The sequence below is a fragment of the Lactobacillus sp. CBA3605 genome (assembly GCF_002970915.1).
In the GTDB taxonomy this organism is placed as follows: domain Bacteria; phylum Bacillota; class Bacilli; order Lactobacillales; family Lactobacillaceae; genus Lactiplantibacillus.
The window spans coordinates 1,779,625-1,795,922 of sequence record NZ_CP027190.1; the positions used below are offsets into that span (position 1 = coordinate 1,779,625).

At 44.9% G+C, this 16,298-nt stretch carries 14 protein-coding genes; 11 read left to right on the forward strand and 3 right to left on the reverse strand.

The genetic code is table 11. The features are described 5' to 3' along the window. Nucleotides 1-15: 15 nt before the first annotated feature. Entirely contained in the window at nt 16-1,305 is a 1,290-nt protein-coding gene (gene rho / locus C5Z25_RS08535) for a transcription termination factor Rho (RefSeq protein WP_105452254.1), read from the forward strand. Nucleotides 1,306-1,407: 102 nt separating this feature from the next. After that, the gene (locus C5Z25_RS08540; RefSeq protein ID WP_105449778.1) at nt 1,408-1,653 is read left to right on the forward strand and encodes a type B 50S ribosomal protein L31; all 246 of its coding nucleotides are present in this window, start codon (nt 1,408-1,410) and stop codon (nt 1,651-1,653) included. 112 nt (nt 1,654-1,765) lie between these two features. Here the strand turns inward: C5Z25_RS08540 and C5Z25_RS08545 are convergent, their stop codons facing one another. After that, a complete protein-coding gene (locus C5Z25_RS08545) occupies nt 1,766-2,905 on the reverse strand; it encodes a baeRF6 domain-containing protein (RefSeq protein ID WP_105452255.1) in 1,140 nt (379 codons plus the stop codon). A 197-nt stretch (nt 2,906-3,102) separates the two neighbouring features. Between C5Z25_RS08545 and C5Z25_RS08550 the strand changes: the two genes are divergently transcribed. The 9 genes from C5Z25_RS08550 to C5Z25_RS08590 all read left to right on the forward strand — a co-directional run bounded on the left by C5Z25_RS08550 (nt 3,103) and on the right by C5Z25_RS08590 (nt 12,034). Next, nucleotides 3,103-3,807 (forward strand): class A sortase, encoded by a 705-nt coding sequence (locus tag C5Z25_RS08550; protein WP_105452256.1) that lies wholly within the window; start codon nt 3,103-3,105, stop codon nt 3,805-3,807. 82 nt (nt 3,808-3,889) lie between these two features. Continuing rightward, nucleotides 3,890-4,450 (forward strand): LemA family protein, encoded by a 561-nt coding sequence (locus C5Z25_RS08555; protein ID WP_105449781.1) that lies wholly within the window; start codon nt 3,890-3,892, stop codon nt 4,448-4,450. Between the two features lie 11 nt (nt 4,451-4,461). Then, nucleotides 4,462-5,364 carry a zinc metalloprotease HtpX gene (gene htpX / locus C5Z25_RS08560; protein ID WP_105452257.1) on the forward strand — a complete coding sequence of 301 codons (903 nt, stop codon included), beginning with the start codon at nt 4,462-4,464 and terminating at the stop codon, nt 5,362-5,364. Nucleotides 5,365-5,390: 26 nt separating this feature from the next. Then, entirely contained in the window at nt 5,391-6,179 is a 789-nt protein-coding gene (locus C5Z25_RS08565; protein ID WP_199774904.1) for a hypothetical protein, read from the forward strand. Between the two features lie 217 nt (nt 6,180-6,396). Then, on the forward strand, nt 6,397-7,773 hold the full coding sequence (locus C5Z25_RS08570) for a UDP-N-acetylmuramoyl-tripeptide--D-alanyl-D-alanine ligase (RefSeq protein ID WP_105452259.1): 1,377 nt from the start codon (nt 6,397-6,399) through the stop codon (nt 7,771-7,773). Nucleotides 7,774-8,048: 275 nt separating this feature from the next. Beyond that, on the forward strand, nt 8,049-9,656 hold the full coding sequence (cshA, locus tag C5Z25_RS08575; RefSeq protein ID WP_105452260.1) for a degradosome RNA helicase CshA: 1,608 nt from the start codon (nt 8,049-8,051) through the stop codon (nt 9,654-9,656). Between the two features lie 249 nt (nt 9,657-9,905). Further along, nucleotides 9,906-10,268 (forward strand): holo-ACP synthase, encoded by a 363-nt coding sequence (acpS, locus tag C5Z25_RS08580; RefSeq protein ID WP_105452873.1) that lies wholly within the window; start codon nt 9,906-9,908, stop codon nt 10,266-10,268. Then, complete coding sequence (gene alr, locus C5Z25_RS08585) at nt 10,268-11,395, forward strand: alanine racemase (protein WP_105452261.1); 1,128 nt, start codon at nt 10,268-10,270, stop codon at nt 11,393-11,395. The genes acpS and alr overlap by 1 nt, the downstream gene beginning before the upstream one ends. A 246-nt stretch (nt 11,396-11,641) precedes the next feature. Next, nucleotides 11,642-12,034, forward strand: coding sequence for a type II toxin-antitoxin system PemK/MazF family toxin (locus tag C5Z25_RS08590; RefSeq protein ID WP_105449787.1), 393 nt, complete (start codon nt 11,642-11,644; stop codon nt 12,032-12,034). A gap of 98 nt (nt 12,035-12,132) precedes the next feature. Here the strand turns inward: C5Z25_RS08590 and carB are convergent, their stop codons facing one another. Both carB and C5Z25_RS08600 read right to left on the reverse strand, forming a co-directional pair. Beyond that, the gene (carB, locus tag C5Z25_RS08595) at nt 12,133-15,195 is read right to left on the reverse strand and encodes a carbamoyl-phosphate synthase large subunit (RefSeq protein WP_105452262.1); all 3,063 of its coding nucleotides are present in this window, start codon (nt 15,193-15,195) and stop codon (nt 12,133-12,135) included. Further along, entirely contained in the window at nt 15,188-16,258 is a 1,071-nt protein-coding gene (locus C5Z25_RS08600; protein WP_105452263.1) for a carbamoyl phosphate synthase small subunit, read from the reverse strand. The genes carB and C5Z25_RS08600 overlap by 8 nt, the downstream gene beginning before the upstream one ends. Nucleotides 16,259-16,298 lie beyond the last annotated feature (40 nt).

A 16,298-nucleotide genomic window follows, 5' to 3' on the forward strand; every position in this document is an offset into this window, starting at 1 on the left:
GAAAGAGCAGTGATAATGGAAAAGATTCTAACAATGCATGACCTTGAGCAAAAGACCCTCAAGGAAATTTATACTTATGCGCGTGACTATAAAATTCAATATTATTCACAGATGAATAAAAAAGAATTGTCATTAGCAGTTTTAAGGGAACAAGATAAGAAGCGCGGCTTTGTCCAAATGGAGGGTGTCCTCGAAATAATTGGGCAAGAGGGCTACGGCTTTTTGCGTCCAATTAATTATGGCCCTTCCCAAGAAGATATTTACATTTCGCAATCACAAATTCATCGTTTTGGGTTGCGCAATGGGGATTATGTCGCTGGTCAAGCCCGGCCACCCAAGCCTAGTGAACGGTATTATGGGCTGATGCGCGTAGGAACCGTTAATGGCAAAGATCCGAATGAGGCGAAACAGCGGCCCCATTTTCCAGCGCTAACGCCGCTATATCCAGAACGCCAGATTAAGCTGAGTACCAATAAGCAAACGTTATCAACTCGGTTGATTGATACATTTGTGCCGATTGGCTTCGGACAACGAGGCTTAATTGTTGCGCCACCTAAGGCCGGTAAAACAACCTTGCTCAAAAATATTGCCAATGGGATTATGACGAATTATCCCCAGGCAAAATTAATTATGTTATTAATTGATGAACGGCCAGAAGAAGTTACTGATTTGGAACGCTCGATTAAAGGTGAAGTTGTGAGCTCGACTTTCGATCAGCAACCGCAAAACCATGTCCGCGTAGCGGAACTGGTCTTGGAGCGTGCGCGTCGCTTAGTGGAAGATAAACAAGATGTGGTTATCTTGTTAGATTCAATCACGCGGTTGACGCGTGCATATAATTTAACGATGCCTTCTAGTGGGCGTACATTATCCGGTGGTTTAGACCCGACGGCTTTCTATAAGCCTAAGCGGTTCTTCGGTTCAGCCCGAAATATTGAAGAGGGCGGTAGTCTGACAATCTTAGGGACGGCGTTAGTCGAAACGGGTAGTCGGATGGATGATATGATTTATGAGGAATTTAAGGGAACTGGTAACTCGGAGTTACAGCTTTCCCGGGAATTGGCCGAACGACGGGTCTTCCCTGCACTGGATTTGAAACAATCCAGTACGCGAAAAGAAGAACTCTTGTTACGGCAGGCTAATTTAGAGCCAGTCTGGCAATTACGGCGGTCAATGACGGGGAATGCGTTAGAATATACGGAACAGATTCTCCAATTCTTAAAGCATACCGAGACGAATACGGCTTTCTTACATGATTTAGGCAGTCTTAAATTTAATCCAGCTAGTCGGCGGTCACATAGATAACCGTTGCGTGTCGCGCGGATTCATGATAAAATATTTAGCGTTGATTAAAACTATGATAATCTCTGTCTCAGCAAATGATTCAGGGCAAAGGAGCGTAATATTATGCAAAAAGGAATTCATCCAGATTACCACCAAGTGGTTTTCCAAGATTCAACAACTGGCTTTAAGTTTATCTCTGGTTCAACAGCAACGTCTGACGAAACTGTTGAATGGGAAGATGGTAACACTTACCCATTAATCCGGGTTGAAGTTACTTCGGACTCACATCCTTTCTACACTGGTAAGCAAAAGTTTACCAAGGTCGATGGTGCGGTCGATCGTTTCAACAAGAAATATGGTCTCAAATAAGCGTTTATTTAATGAAAAGCCAGCCGAATTATCGGTTGGCTTTTTTTGTACTGTTTAGACGTATATCAAAAACGCCGTCCTAATTGGACGGCGCTGACTTAGTATTTTAGAATTAGTAACGTAATAACGCTAAGGCGGCAGTTTCAACTGGCATCCGATCGGCCGGGATAATTCGAATCTGGCCTTGCTTACTCATGACCACATCGACTAAATCGTCGATTAAGTTATCTGGCATGGTCAACTCGGTGGTTTGGACTTGGCCGCTAGCGGTAATCGTTCCGCTAACTTGAGCATCGGCAGCGACGATTAAGGTATCAATCCGACCAGCCAAGGCGGGTTGAATCATGTCAAATGGATCATCCAAAGCTAATTGTCGCGATTTGGCATTATCATAACGGGTTAAGAGAATGTCCGTTAATTCAGTATGCCATTTCTTCTGAATCGGAGCGGTTGCCGCTTGGATTTCCGTTAAGGATAGGTCATTTGGCGACGTCTCGATTAATAAGTGTTGCGACAAGTATGGATTTTTACTGAGCTTCCGGAAGGCGGCTTGATTGTTCCCTAAACTCATTAAGATTAATGGGCGTTGTGACGCTTGTGAGTAGTGGGTTAAACAATACTGGTCGACCTGTAAGAAGTAGTTGCGTTGGTCAATTTCACGTTCTTCAGCCTTGGCATTATGGCCGTGGTAGTTTAAACCGTGAGCCGGGCTTGAGTTAAAGTTTAAGTCACCACCACGTTTTTCAGACCCTAATGCTTTTTTCAGCGTGGTAGGAGCGTCATCTGGTAACGGTACTGCCATCAACTGACCTTGGCGTTGTTGATAAAGCGCCATTGTAGTTTCACTTAGGGCTAGTAGGTCAAAATCAAATTCATTTTGCCGGTCCGCTAAGATTGGTCGAATCGCCGGCATACTATTGACGATGACCTGATTATCAGTGGGTGTTTGTAAATCGAAAATTAATAGTTGTTGGGCGTTAGCAATCAAGCCAGTTTGTGGGCCAGTATGCTTTAACCAGAAACTATTGTCATTAGCTAATTGATCGAATTGGACTTGGAACGGTCGAAAACTCGTTTTAGGAAAGCGTTGTGCTAATTGTTCCTGAGCGTCACTCACGAGTTGTTTAAATTGTAAACGGCGTCGGTTCAAATCATTTAAAACGGCTTCTGTGTTCAGATAGATGGCGATGAATGGTCCAGCATCGCGTTGTTGCATTAATTGGTTAAGATCATTTTTTACCATGATATCCATAGGTCCAACCTACTTTCTTTTAGTTGATGTTAATAGCATAACAGACCAAGTATCGATTATGCAAATATTATGAACTGGATAAGCAATAATTAATTGGTGAAAAACATTTGAGAACGAGACTTTCTTATTAGCGCTAATTAAGGTATATTTACGTTGAACCGTGATGATAATGGTTAAGTATTGGGGGAGGTCTGGCGATGCAGCCAAAGAAAAAAACAGGCTTAAAGTGGTTAGGACGAGGCATTTTCGTGATTTTGATTGCCTTATCATTAGCTTTGATTTTTAATGAACAGATCAAGGATCAAATGGTCAGCTCATATGCACCAAAGATTACTGCTAAATCTGTCAAAAAGAATACCAAAAAAAAGGGTGATTTTGATTTTACTAAAGTGAAGTCACTCGATTTTCAAACGGTGGCTAAGGCCCGCTTGAGTAAGTCCGCAGTCAATGTGGTGGGTTCGATTGCGATTCCGTCGATTGACTTATACTTACCGATTGGTAAAGGTGTCAGTAATGCGACACTTGCACTTTCAGCAGGTACGTTGAAAGCTAATCAGACCATGGGGGCTGGTAACTATGCGTTAGCGGGTCATCATATGATTAAGCACGGCGCATTGTTCAGCCCACTCTACTATAAGAGTCAAGTTGGCCAAATGATTTATTTAACGGATGCACAACATATTTATGCTTATAAGACGACACAACGTCGATTTATTGCTGCGACGGACGTAGCGGTGATTAATGATGTCCCTGGTCAATCACTGATTACATTGATTACGTGTGATAAAACGGGTGCGGGACGATTGATGATTCGGGGCCAATATGTCCAAAAATGGGCCTTTACCCAAGCGCCCGCAGCTGTACAAAAGTCATTTGAGAGTCATTTCAATAACAAATATTAAATTTTGAGCCGCTAAGTGTTGTTAGGCGTTAATTCACGGTACAATAGGACTAGTATCAGATTTTATGAGGAGGTTACACTTGATGGTTGGATTAATTATTATTGCAGTCGTGTTAGTCTTGGTGGCAATCTATGCAATTATCTATAACGGCATTGTTAAAGCCCGGATGTATACCCAAGAAGCTTGGAGTCAAATCGACGTTCAGCTAAAACGTCGGAGTGATTTAATTCCGAACTTAGTGAGTACCGTTAAAGGGTATGCGAAGCACGAAAAAAGTACTTTGGAACAAGTTGTCGCGTTACGAAATCAATTAACCCAGGTTCCTAGTGGTGATCATCAGCAATCCATGGCGGTTTCTGATCAATTAACGGGGTCATTGAAAAGTATCTTTGCTCTCGCTGAGAACTATCCTGATTTGAAAGCAAACCAGGAATTCAGCAAGTTAATGGAAGAATTAACGAATTCAGAAAATAAAATTGCCTATTCACGGCAGTTATTTAACTCAAGTGCGGCTAGTTACAACATGAAATTGCAACAATTCCCATCTAATTTAGTGGCTGGGGTGCATCATTTCCAACCAACTGAATTCTTAACGGTACCAGAAGCTGAAAAAGCTGCACCAACCGTTTCATTTGATGATTAGAGGTTACGCCCATGTTATTTGAGCAAATTGCCCGCAATAAGCGGCACACGGTTTACGTGATGGCCGCTTTTGTCGTGTTAGTGGCTGTAATTGGTGCGGCGGTGGGCTATGTGTTTTTTGATAGTGCCGTGGCTGGACTCGTGATGGCCCTGATTGTGGCGTTAGTTTATATTGGTATTATGGTTGGTCAGTCGACCAATGTGGTCATGAATATGAATCATGCGCGTGAAATTCAGCAAGTTGACGAGGCACCTGAGCTTTGGCATATGGTTGAAGATATGGCGCTAGTCGCGAAAGTGCCAATGCCGCGTGTCTTCATTATTGAGGATGCCAGTCCGAATGCGTTTGCGACTGGTAATAATCCGGAACATGCTGCCGTGGCAGTCACTACTGGTATTCAAGCCAGCTTGAACCGAGAAGAATTAGAAGGCGTTATCGGGCATGAAATGACGCATGTACGAAATTATGATATTCGGCTACAAACAATTGCGTTAGCTTTGACAGCAGCAATCAGCTTACTCGTTAATTGGGGATTAAATTCCTTTTGGTGGGGTGGTGGTCGACGTCGACGTGATGACGATCGTGACGGTAGCAATGGGTTACAAGTGATTTTGATGGTGGTTGCGGTGATTGTCATTATCTTGGCACCAATTGCAGCTAGTTTAGTGCAGTTGGCGTTATCACGTAACCGTGAGTATTTAGCGGATGCTGGGAGCGTTGAGTTGACCCGTAATCCACAAGGGTTGATTGAGGCACTAACGAAGATTGATGATAGCCAGCCAATGCAAAAAGCGGACCCGAGCAGTGCGGCATTATATATTTCGGATCCCTTTAAAGCCAAGCGTTCTTGGACCCATTTATTTGATACGCATCCGCCCATGGCTGATCGTATTGAACGATTAAAGCAGATGTGAATCATCCCAAATAGACAGTTGAAAGAGTGAGTCGGTTGCAACGCAGATATATTTACGCGAATTTAGAAAAGCTTGATAATTTAGTATTCGCTTATGGTATTGACCAAAGTGATTTTGTGCATGGCATTAAACGGTTGCCCGCTAACTTAGTTTCACTGGTCGGGGTAGACGATGAAGAGCATGCCGTTAATGCGCATACTGGTTTAAACGTGATTAATGATGAAAATGAGATTCGCCGTTATTTATTGCAGAGCCATTCGACCGTGGTTAAATGGATGGATTACGATGAAATCGGTGATTTAGATTTTTTGACGGCCACGGAAATTGCTGAATTACTTTATCTGGGCCATATGAATCGGCCGATTCGCTCGCCATTCAATTACAAGTTGCGCAATCATTACGTTTTCTTGGAGCAACGTAATGGTGGGATTAAACTATACTTCTATTATATTTCGGCTTTTAGTCACGTTCTGAGTGCGTCGATTGTCCGCCATACTTTAGCGGCATATCGTGGTCGGCGGATGTTTATGCGGAGCTTACAAGTGCCGCGGGTCCCAGAAGCCATTTTAAAACAATTAGTCCGGTTGATGCCAGATGGTCTCTTTATCTATTTTGACCAATCCATGGTCCGGCAACGGCAATTACTAGTGCCTGTGCATACCAAATTGGCGAATGATGATATCGAGGTGTTTGATCCCGCAAGAAGTGAAGAATCAAGGCGGACCCATAACGTGGCGACGTTGCGATTTAATTTAAATTCTGGTGAATGGGGTCTTCAGATTCATGATAAAACGGCTTTTGAAGATCATTTATAAAGTGAGTTAATGGAATGGGGTAACCGCGTCGTCTGAGAAAGACTGCTGGTTACCCCTTTTGTTTATGAGCGTTCATAGAGTCCGGCCTAGCAAAGTGGTATAATTTTTATGCGAGTAGCCAAAATTAAACTGGCAAGACGAGATAGTGGCACAATTAGTCAGAAGAACGGTTTTCTATCACTATTATAGGAAAACCATGAATGGAGCGTTTATTTTTATGAAGATGCAAGTGACTGAAATTGCGAAGGCCGTGCAAGCCGAAAATATGACTCAAGCCTGGCCAAATGTGAGTGTAACAGGTGTTGCTTTCGATAGCCGTCAGCTAAAAGCGGGTGACTTATTTATCCCGTTAATCGGGGCTAATGATGGCCACCAATTCATTCAAAGTGCCATCGATCATGGCGCCGTGGCAACTTTATGGGCCAGTGATCATGCGACCAGTGCACCAACCGAGCTACCGGTGATTTTAGTGGCTGACACGTTGGTTGCCTTGCAACAATTAGGTCAGTATTATTTAAAAAAAATCAATCCCAAAGTAGTCGCAGTAACGGGTAGTAATGGCAAAACGACCACTAAGGATATGATTGCCAACGTTTTGAGCACGCAATATAACGTGACTAAGACCCATGCCAACTTTAACAATCAAATTGGGGTGCCGATTACGTTATTGAGTATGGAACCCAATACGGAAGTGGTCGTTGTTGAAATGGGCATGGATCATTTTGGTGAATTGGACTTTCTAAGTCGGTTAGTTCAGCCAGATGTGGCCGTTATTACGATGATTGGAGAAGCGCACATTGAATTCTTTGGCACGCGCGATAAGATTGCCGATGCGAAGATGGAAATCGTGCACGGCTTAAAGGCGGATGGTGCCTTCATTTATAATGGTGATGAACCATTATTGACTGCCCGCGCTGCGACCGTTGAGCAACGGCAGCGAACCTTTGGATTGGCAGCTACGAACACGTTAGTAGGGAGTGCGGTTCAAACGAGCCGAGCAACGACGCAGTTCAAAGCGAGCCTTTGGCCAACCGAAACGTATACGATTCCGATGATGGGCGCTTATAATGTTAATAATGCCTTGGCGGCTTTACTAGTTGCAGATACGTTCCATATTCGGCCAGCGGCGGCGCAAAAAGCGTTAGCGAGTTTTGTGCCAACTGAAAACCGGACTGAATGGTTAACGGGTCAGCAAGGCGAAGCTATCTTAAGCGATGTTTATAATTCTAATCCTACTGCTGCCAAGCGTGTTTTGGCTGCCTTTTCCGCCATTCCAACTAAGGGACAACGGATCGTGGTTTTAGGGGATATGTTGGAACTAGGTAGTCAGGCCGATGCGTTACATGCCAGCCTAGCCAGTGAACTTGATCCGACGATGATTCAGAGTGTCTATCTTAACGGACAACATATGCAAGTCTTGGCACAGGACCTAACGGCAAAGTACCCGGCAGCGGCGATTCACTATTATCCGACGGCAGAACAGCCCCAACTGATTGCAGATTTAAAGCAAGTTGTCACGGCTGATGATGAAGTGTTACTTAAGGGGAGCCATGGCATTCACTTGGAGAATGTCCTAGCGGCCCTCGAAGCTTAGGTTACAAATTAAATAATTAATGTAAATTAATTATTTAGTTTACAAGCCACTGGTGATTGGCCGGGAAGTGGTGACGCTAACATGAGTTTAACCGAGTGAGTCGTCGCTTTGACCGCCAGGGCTCGCTCTTGCTAATTTATAATAACCGGTGTATGATAATTTAGTTGTACTATTTGAAAGTCAGACCGTTGGCTTACATGACAGCGCCTCACGGGGAACGGATTTTTTCCTAGCTGCCAGTAATCCCATGGTGTCATCCTTAGGAGGAAATATATTTGAAGTTTACAGAACTAGGCTTATCTGATAGCCTACTTAAAGCAGTTAATCGAGCAGGTTATGAGGAAGCAACCCCAATTCAAGCTGAAACCATTCCAATGGTTCTTGAGGGGAAAGACGTGATTGGACAAGCTCAAACCGGTACTGGTAAAACCGCCGCGTTTGCACTGCCAATCCTACAACGGTTGGATTTTGACAATCCCAACATCCAAGCGTTAGTTATTTCACCAACACGTGAATTAGCAATCCAAACCCAGGAAGAAATCTTCCGGTTAGGTAAAGACGAACGCGCTAAAGTGCAAGTCGTCTATGGCGGGGCTGACATTCGCCGTCAAATCAGAAACTTAAAACAGCATCCCCAAGTAATTGTTGGGACGCCGGGCCGATTATTAGATCATATTCGTCGTGGAACTGTTAAGTTAGACCACGTGCGGATGATGGTTTTAGATGAAGCCGATGAAATGTTAGACATGGGTTTCTTGGATGATATTGAATCAATCATCAAACAAGTTCCTAGCGAACGTCAAACTATGATGTTCTCAGCCACGATGCCACCAGAAATTAAGCGCATCGGGGTTCAGTTCATGAACGAACCACATCACGTTAAGATTAAATCAAAAGAAATGACCGCTGATACGGTTGATCAATATTACGTTAAAGCTAAAGAATTTGAAAAATTCGATATTATGACACGTTTATTCGATGTTCAGTCACCTGATTTAACGATTGTCTTTGGTCGGACGAAGCGTCGAGTTGATGAATTATCAAAGGGTCTTGAAGCGCGTGGTTACAACGCTGCTGGGATTCATGGTGATTTGAGTCAACAACGCCGGACGCAAATCATGCGTCAATTCAAAGCAGGTCAATTGGATATCTTAGTTGCTACTGATGTTGCAGCCCGGGGCTTAGATGTCTCTGGGGTTACCCATGTGTACAACTATGATATTCCTCAAGATCCTGACAGTTATGTTCACCGGGTTGGCCGGACAGGCCGGGCCGGACACAAAGGGGTTTCTTTAACCTTTGTGACGCCTAATGAAATGGAATACTTGCGGGTTATCGAAAAGTTAACCAAGAAGCGGATGTTACCATTGAAGCCACCAACTGACGATGAAGCCTTTGCTGGTCAAATCGCAGCTGCTGAAGCTAATGTAGATACGTTAGTTGCTAAGACTGCTACTGAAAAGTATGCGGATCAAGCAGCTGAACTATTACAAAAGTATGATGCGACTGATTTAGTGGCAGCGCTATTGAATGATTTAACGAAGGACGACGCAACTGCCGTTCCAGTTAAAATCACTCCAGAACGCCCATTACCTCGCCATAAAGGCGGCGGCGGTGGTAACCGTCGTAGTGGCGGTTATCGCGGTGGTAATCGTAACCGTAATCGTAGTAGTAATGGCGGTAGTCGTGGTGGTAACGGTGGCGGCAGTAGCCGTGGCGGTTATCGCGGTGGCAATCGTGACCGTGACAATAGTCATGGCGATCATAAGAGCGGTGGCTACAAGAGCCGGAGCCGTGAAGATAATCGCAGTAATAACCGGAATCATGATGATGGCCGTAAGCAAAGTAGCAAGCGGAACTTCACGATTCGGACTAACGATTAAGCTAACTCATTAAAATAACCAACTGAACTCGTTGATAAGCGGGGTTCAATTGAAAAGCCGAGCGTTTTGCTCGGCTTTTTTTGTACTGTAAATGCTAAAATTAGGCTATCAATTCGGCGTGAACACAACGTTAATGCTGAGATTAAATGGTCTTCACGGTGACGTGAAAAGATTGCGTGCTAGCAGGCCTGTTACAAAGTTACGGACTGTGGTAAATTGGAACTATTGGATTTGAAAGGCGATGGGGACGTGATCTACGGAACTGGCATTGATTTAACTGAATTAACGCGAATTGCAACTATTTTACAAAAAGGGTTGCAGTTACCCAGTAAAGTGTTGACCCCAGCTGAATTGGCTGTTTTTAACGCCTATGGTGCTAAGCGACAAATTGAATTTTTGGCGGGACGCTTTTCAGCTAAAGAAGCATATAGTAAGGCATTCGGAACGGGGATTGGTGCGGAAGTCAGCTTTCAGGATATTGAAATTTTAGACAACCCGATGGGACGGCCAGAGATTAAGCACCATCCATTTAATGGTTCGGCCTGGGTTTCGATTTCACATACTGATCAGCTCGTCATGACCCAAGTTATTTTGGAAAGAGGCAATGTGTGATGGTTGTAATTGGGGAACATCGCCACACGCAAGTCAAAGTGGACTTGCAGGCAATTAAACATAATATTAATGAAGAAATGGCTCGTAAAGATCCGTTGACGGAACTATGGGCAGTGGTCAAGGCTAATGGCTATGGTCATGGAATTATTCAAGTAGCGCAGGCGGCGCAAGCAGCTGGCGCAACGGGCTTTTGTGTCGCAATTTTGGATGAAGCGTTGGCGTTACGGGCGGCTGGTTTAACCGCCCCAATCTTAGTGTTAGGGATTACGGAACCAGAATATGCACCTTTGATTGCTGAAAAAAACATTTCAGTAGCAGTCGGCTCGCAAGTTTGGTTAACCCAAGCCGCAGCCGTTTTGGCAGCCAACACGGTTAAGCCCGCGCTGCAAGTGCATTTAGCATTAGATACCGGGATGGGAAGAATTGGTTTTCAAACGCCAGCTGAATTAGCGGCGGCGGTCGCAGCTTTGCGTGCCGAACCAGAGTGCTTTGATTTTGCCGGACTCTTTACTCATTTTGCAACGGCCGATCAGTCTGATGACACTTATTTTAATCAGCAATTAACGACCTGGAAGCAGTTAATTGCGGCGGTTGATGAGTTGCCACGCTATGTTCATGTTTCTAACTCGGCCACCAGCTTATGGCATCAGGCTTGTAATGGTAACATGATTCGGTTTGGCGTGGCCTTATATGGCTTGAATCCCGCCGGTCAGGCTTTGAGTGCGCCATATACGTTACAACCAGCATTGTCATTAACGGCTGAGTTAACGTTCGTCAAAAAGTTGGCGCGAGGCAAGTCCGTCAGCTATGGCGCAACCTATACTGCCAGTGAGTCGGAATGGATTGGCACGGTCCCGATTGGGTACGCTGATGGCTATGAACGCCGCTTGCAAGGATTCCATGTTCTAATCGATGGTCAGTTTTGTGAAATCGTTGGGCGGGTCTGCATGGATCAATTGATGGTTCGACTCCCATATCAGTTAGCGGTGGGTACCAAGGTAACGCTGATTGGGACTGATGGTGCCAACATGATTACCTTACAAGCAATGGCTGATTATTGTCAGACCATCCACTATGAAATTGCCTGTGGACTGGCGACGCGCTTGCCACGAGTTTATACGGATTAAGGTTAGCCGGGGCGGTCAGTGCCTCGGCTTTTTTAGTGGTTTGATTGTGAAAGCTTGATTTAAACGATAATAAGTCCCAAGTTAAAGGTGCCCATTGGACCAAGTGGAAGTGTAGTCGGTTAGTAAACGGTTGCTAAAAGCTAAGGGTTCATGCTATTATGAGTAGCATGAACGGCTAGGATGGACCGGTATATTGGGGAGATGCATGCTAGTAATTTGGTCACAGGATTAAAGGGAGATGAGGCGATGACCACCGCTGATATTAAGCGTGGTGATATCTTTTATGCCGATTTATCGCCAGTTGTGGGGTCCGAGCAGGGCGGCATGCGACCGGTATTAATCGTACAGAATAACGTTGGTAATCATTATAGTCCGACTGTCATTGTTGCGGCAATTACAGCGAAAGTTCAAAAGGCAAAGATGCCCACGCATGTGAACATCAATGCGGCGCATACTGGCATTGAAAAAAATTCAGTTGTCTTGTTGGAACAGGTTCGGACGTTAGATAAACAACGGCTAAAAGATCGCGTAACGCACTTAGATGAACAAACGATGCAACGGGTTGATAGTGCGCTCCAGGTTAGTGTTGGCTTAGCTGATCGCACGAAGCATCGTTCACGGCGTACCATGCAATCCTAATAAGGCATGGGGATTAGTCATTTACATAATTGATCCGTTTTGGGGAATCGAACAAAGAGCATTAAGATTAGCCGTTTGGGGCTAGTCTTAATGCTTTTTTATGCTTCAACAGTATTCTGATTAACTTGTACTAAGGTTTTTAAAGTATCCAGGGCGGTCACTAATGGTTGGGCCTGATTTAAAGCCCAATTGGTGAGTAGATTTTGTGCGGTCGGGTCCAGTGAAAAACTGACCGCTTTGGTTGTGACGGGGAAGTCGGTTGTAGTTGTTACAACGGTGATTGGGACCGGGTACAATGCTAACCATTGTTGGACGTTAGGTTGTGCTATCGTGAAAGCATCCGTAATAATGCCATCACTTAGTTGCCAATTATCTAATTGATAACTGTCAGCCATAGCCGCTTGCCAAGCACTGGCAAAGGTTGCGCCTAAACCGATGGTTTCGCCAGTTGATTTCATCGCGGGGCTTAGAATAGTTGGCATTGCTGGCAACTTATTGAAAGAAAAGACGGGTGCTTTAATTGCAACCTGGTCGCTAATCGGGTAGATGCCCGCTGGTAAGCCAATGTTAGCCAAGGTTTGTCCCAAAATTAACTGCGTCGCTAATTGCGCAAGTGGTAAATGGGTGACTTTGCTCATAAATGGCACGGTTCGGCTGGCCCGGGGATTAACATCAATCACATTAATACCCTGTTTAGTCACCACAAACTGAATATTGAGGAGCCCTACGCAATGAAGTGCTCGGCTTAGTTCGATCGCAATATTCACGATGGTCTGTTGAGTTGCGGTGGATAAATGTTGTGGCGGATAGACGGCGATGGAATCGCCAGAATGAATCCCCGCTCCCTCGATGTGGGTCATGATACCTGGAATACAACTGTTTTGACCGTCGGATAAAACGTCTACTTCGCATTCTAGTCCGGATAAGTAGTGATCCATTAAAATTGGGGCACCTTGACCAGCAGCCAAAGCAGCGTTAATGACGGGGGTCAGTTCTGCTTCAGTGTGGACGATTGCCATGGCACGGCCACCGAGTACGAAACTAGGTCGCACAAGTAAAGGATAGCCAATTGCTTGAGCTGCTGGGTGGGCGGCAGCTAAGGTGGTAATGGTTGTGCCAGTCGCTTGGGCAATCTGGTGGGTGTGGAGTAAGTTGGCGAAATCATGCCGGTTTTCAGTGAGATCAGTGGCTGCGACACTTGTACCTAGAATATTAACTCCATGATCAGCTAATGCTTTTGCTAAGTTAATGGCCGTCTGGCCGCCAAACTGCACGATGACGCCACGTGGTTGTTCTAATTCAATAATCGGTAGTAAAGCTTCTAAAGTTAATGGTTCAAAGTAGAGTTTATCCGAGCTTGAAAAATCAGTCGAAACGGTTTCAGGATTATTGTTGACGACAATAGCGTGATAACCAGCTTGTTGAATGGCTTTAACACAGTGCACGGTAGTGTAATCAAATTCAATTCCCTGACCAATCCGGATTGGGCCAGAGCCTAAAACTAAAATGCTATTGCCGAGTGGTTGACTTTCGTTAACTTCTCCGAATGCTGTACTGTAAAAATAAGGTGTCGTACTCGCAAATTCACCTGCACATGTATCGACCATATGATAGACAAGTGGGTGTTGTGCAGTTGTGGCCCTAATTTCAGCGGTTGTCCAACCGGAATAATAGTGACAGGTGGCTAACGATAAACCGTATTTTTTGGCCGTTAGGAGGTTAGCAGTTGTAGGGTGGTCAACAAGTGCCTGGGCTAACTGCATAATGTGTTGTATTTTGCATAAAAAGAATGGGGTAATTTTCGTTAATTCAGCCAATTTTACTAAGGGCCAGCCGTGAGCAAAAGCTGCGCAGAGATAGAATAACCGCTGGTCAGTTGGTTTTTGTAAGGCTGTCAAAAATTCGGCTGTCGTAATTGGACCAGTGGGTTGTAAGGTTGTTTGCAAAGTGGCGGTGGTCTCTAAGGAGGCGACCGCTTTTAACGTCGCTTCTTCAATAGTCGTGCCAATTGCCATGACTTCACCGGTGGCCTTCATCTGGGTGCCTAAATGCGCATCCGCCGTGGGAAACTTATCAAATGCAAAACGCGGAATTTTTGCGACCACGTAATCTAAAGCCGGTTCAAAGGCTGCGTAAGTCGTCTGGGTCACTGGATTTTTAATTTCAGATAGGTTCAAACCGACCGCAATTTCAGCGGCAATTTTTGCAATGGGGTAGCCGGTGGCTTTAGACGCTAGTGCTGAGGATCGACTGACTCGCGGATTGACTTCGATAATATAATATTGGTTACTGGCCGGGTCTTGGGCTAATTGAACATTGCAGCCGCCTTTAATATCTAAGGCGTCAACAATGGTTAATGCTGCGTTACGTAAGTTCTGATATTCAGTGTCACTTAAAGTTTGTGCCGGGGCATAGACAATCGAATCACCGGTGTGAATCCCAACGGGGTCGAAATTTTCCATACTGCAAACAACAATTTTGGTGCCTACATTGTCGCGCATGACTTCAAATTCAATTTCTTTAAAGCCAGCGATGCTCTGTTCAATTAAACATTCCGTGACAGGAGAGAGGGTTAAGCCTCGCTGTAAAATTTGAGTTAGTGCGGTGGCGTTTGTTGCAATACCACCACCAAAGCCACCTAACGTAAAAGCAGGCCGAACAATTACGGGGTAGCCGATTTGTTCGGCAAAGGTTAGCGCAGTTGCGATGTGATGAACGGTTGTACTAGCAGGTGTGGGTTGATGCAACGTCGTCATTAAGGCTTTAAATGCTGCGCGATCTTCAGCTTGATTAATCGTTTTTAATGAAGTTCCGAGTAATTGAATGTGGAGTCGAGTTAAGACACCTGCTTGATCTAAAGCCATCGCTAAGTTGAGGGCAGTTTGCCCGCCAAGTGTTGGGAGTAGGGCATCGGGTTGAGTCTGTTCTAAAATTTTAGTAACGCTCGGTAGGGTCAATGGTTTTAAGAAAACTTCATCGGCGGTATCGGTGTCCGTCATAATAGTGGCTGGATTAGAGTTAATTAAGATAACGTGGTAGCCAGTAGCTTTTAAACTCAAACAAGCCTGGGTGCCGGCATAATCAAATTCAGCTGCCTGGCCGATTTTAATGGGGCCGGAACCGATGACAACAATTGAATGGATGTTAATATTTTTAGGCATTAAGCATAGCCTCCTTTTGTAAGACGGCAATAAATTGATCGAAAAACTGACCAGCTTCTTGTGGACCTGGGTGGGCCTCAGGATGAAATTGGACAGACATGACGGTTGCTTGGGGTAATGCCAGGCCTTCAACACTGCTGTCGTTGAGTTCGGTGTAGGTGACATGTAGTGGCGTGGTTGTTAACGAGGCTGGGTCAACAGCATAATCATGATTTTGTGCGGTCATAATGACTTGCCCGGTTGCGGTAGCTTGTACCGGATGATTTAAGCCGTGATGGCCAAAGGGCAATTGATAGGTTTTGGCCCCATAAGCCAGTGCAATTAATTGGTGTCCGAGACAAATACCAGCCAAGGGATAATGTTGTGCGAGTTGTCGAATTAACGGTAATATCGCAGCATAATGTTGTGGGTTTCCAGGACCGTTTGAAAGTAGGACGCCATCAGGGTGGTAAGCCTGAATGGTTTTAAAAGAACTGGTTGCAGGTAACACACTGACTTGGCAACCACGGGCTTGCAATGCAGTAGTAATGGCCTGCTTTTCGCCAAAGTCTAGGACGATTAAGTGGTGAGCGGATTGCGTGGGTAAGTTGGCTGGTAATGGTTTAGGGATGAGTTGCTTTAAAGGCGCCATCGCCAAAGTTGCATTAAAGTCGGTCACTGGTTGATTGCTGAGAATTGCCATTTGAGTGCCAGTTGTCCGTAGATGAGTAGTTAATGAACGGGTATCCACATCTTTAATTCCAGGAATATGATGAGTTAACAAGAAGTTATCGAGTGATTGACGGCTGGTGTAGTGGTCAGCGAAATCAGTCAATTCATGGACAATCACCGCTTGTGTGCCGAGCGTCGCTGACTGGTTAACGGTAGGATCGATGCCGTAATTACCAATTAGGGGATAAGTGAAAGCAATGAGCTGATTGAGGTAGGAAGGGTCAGTGATGGTTTCCTGGTAACCGGTCATCCCAGTGTTAAAGACGAGCGGACCAGCACCTATCACATTGAGATCGCCAAAGCCTGTGCCCGTCCATTGCGTACCATCAGCTAACGTTAAAAATTTCTGCATCCGACCACGACCTTTCTAATGAAATGATTAAAACTGTTTT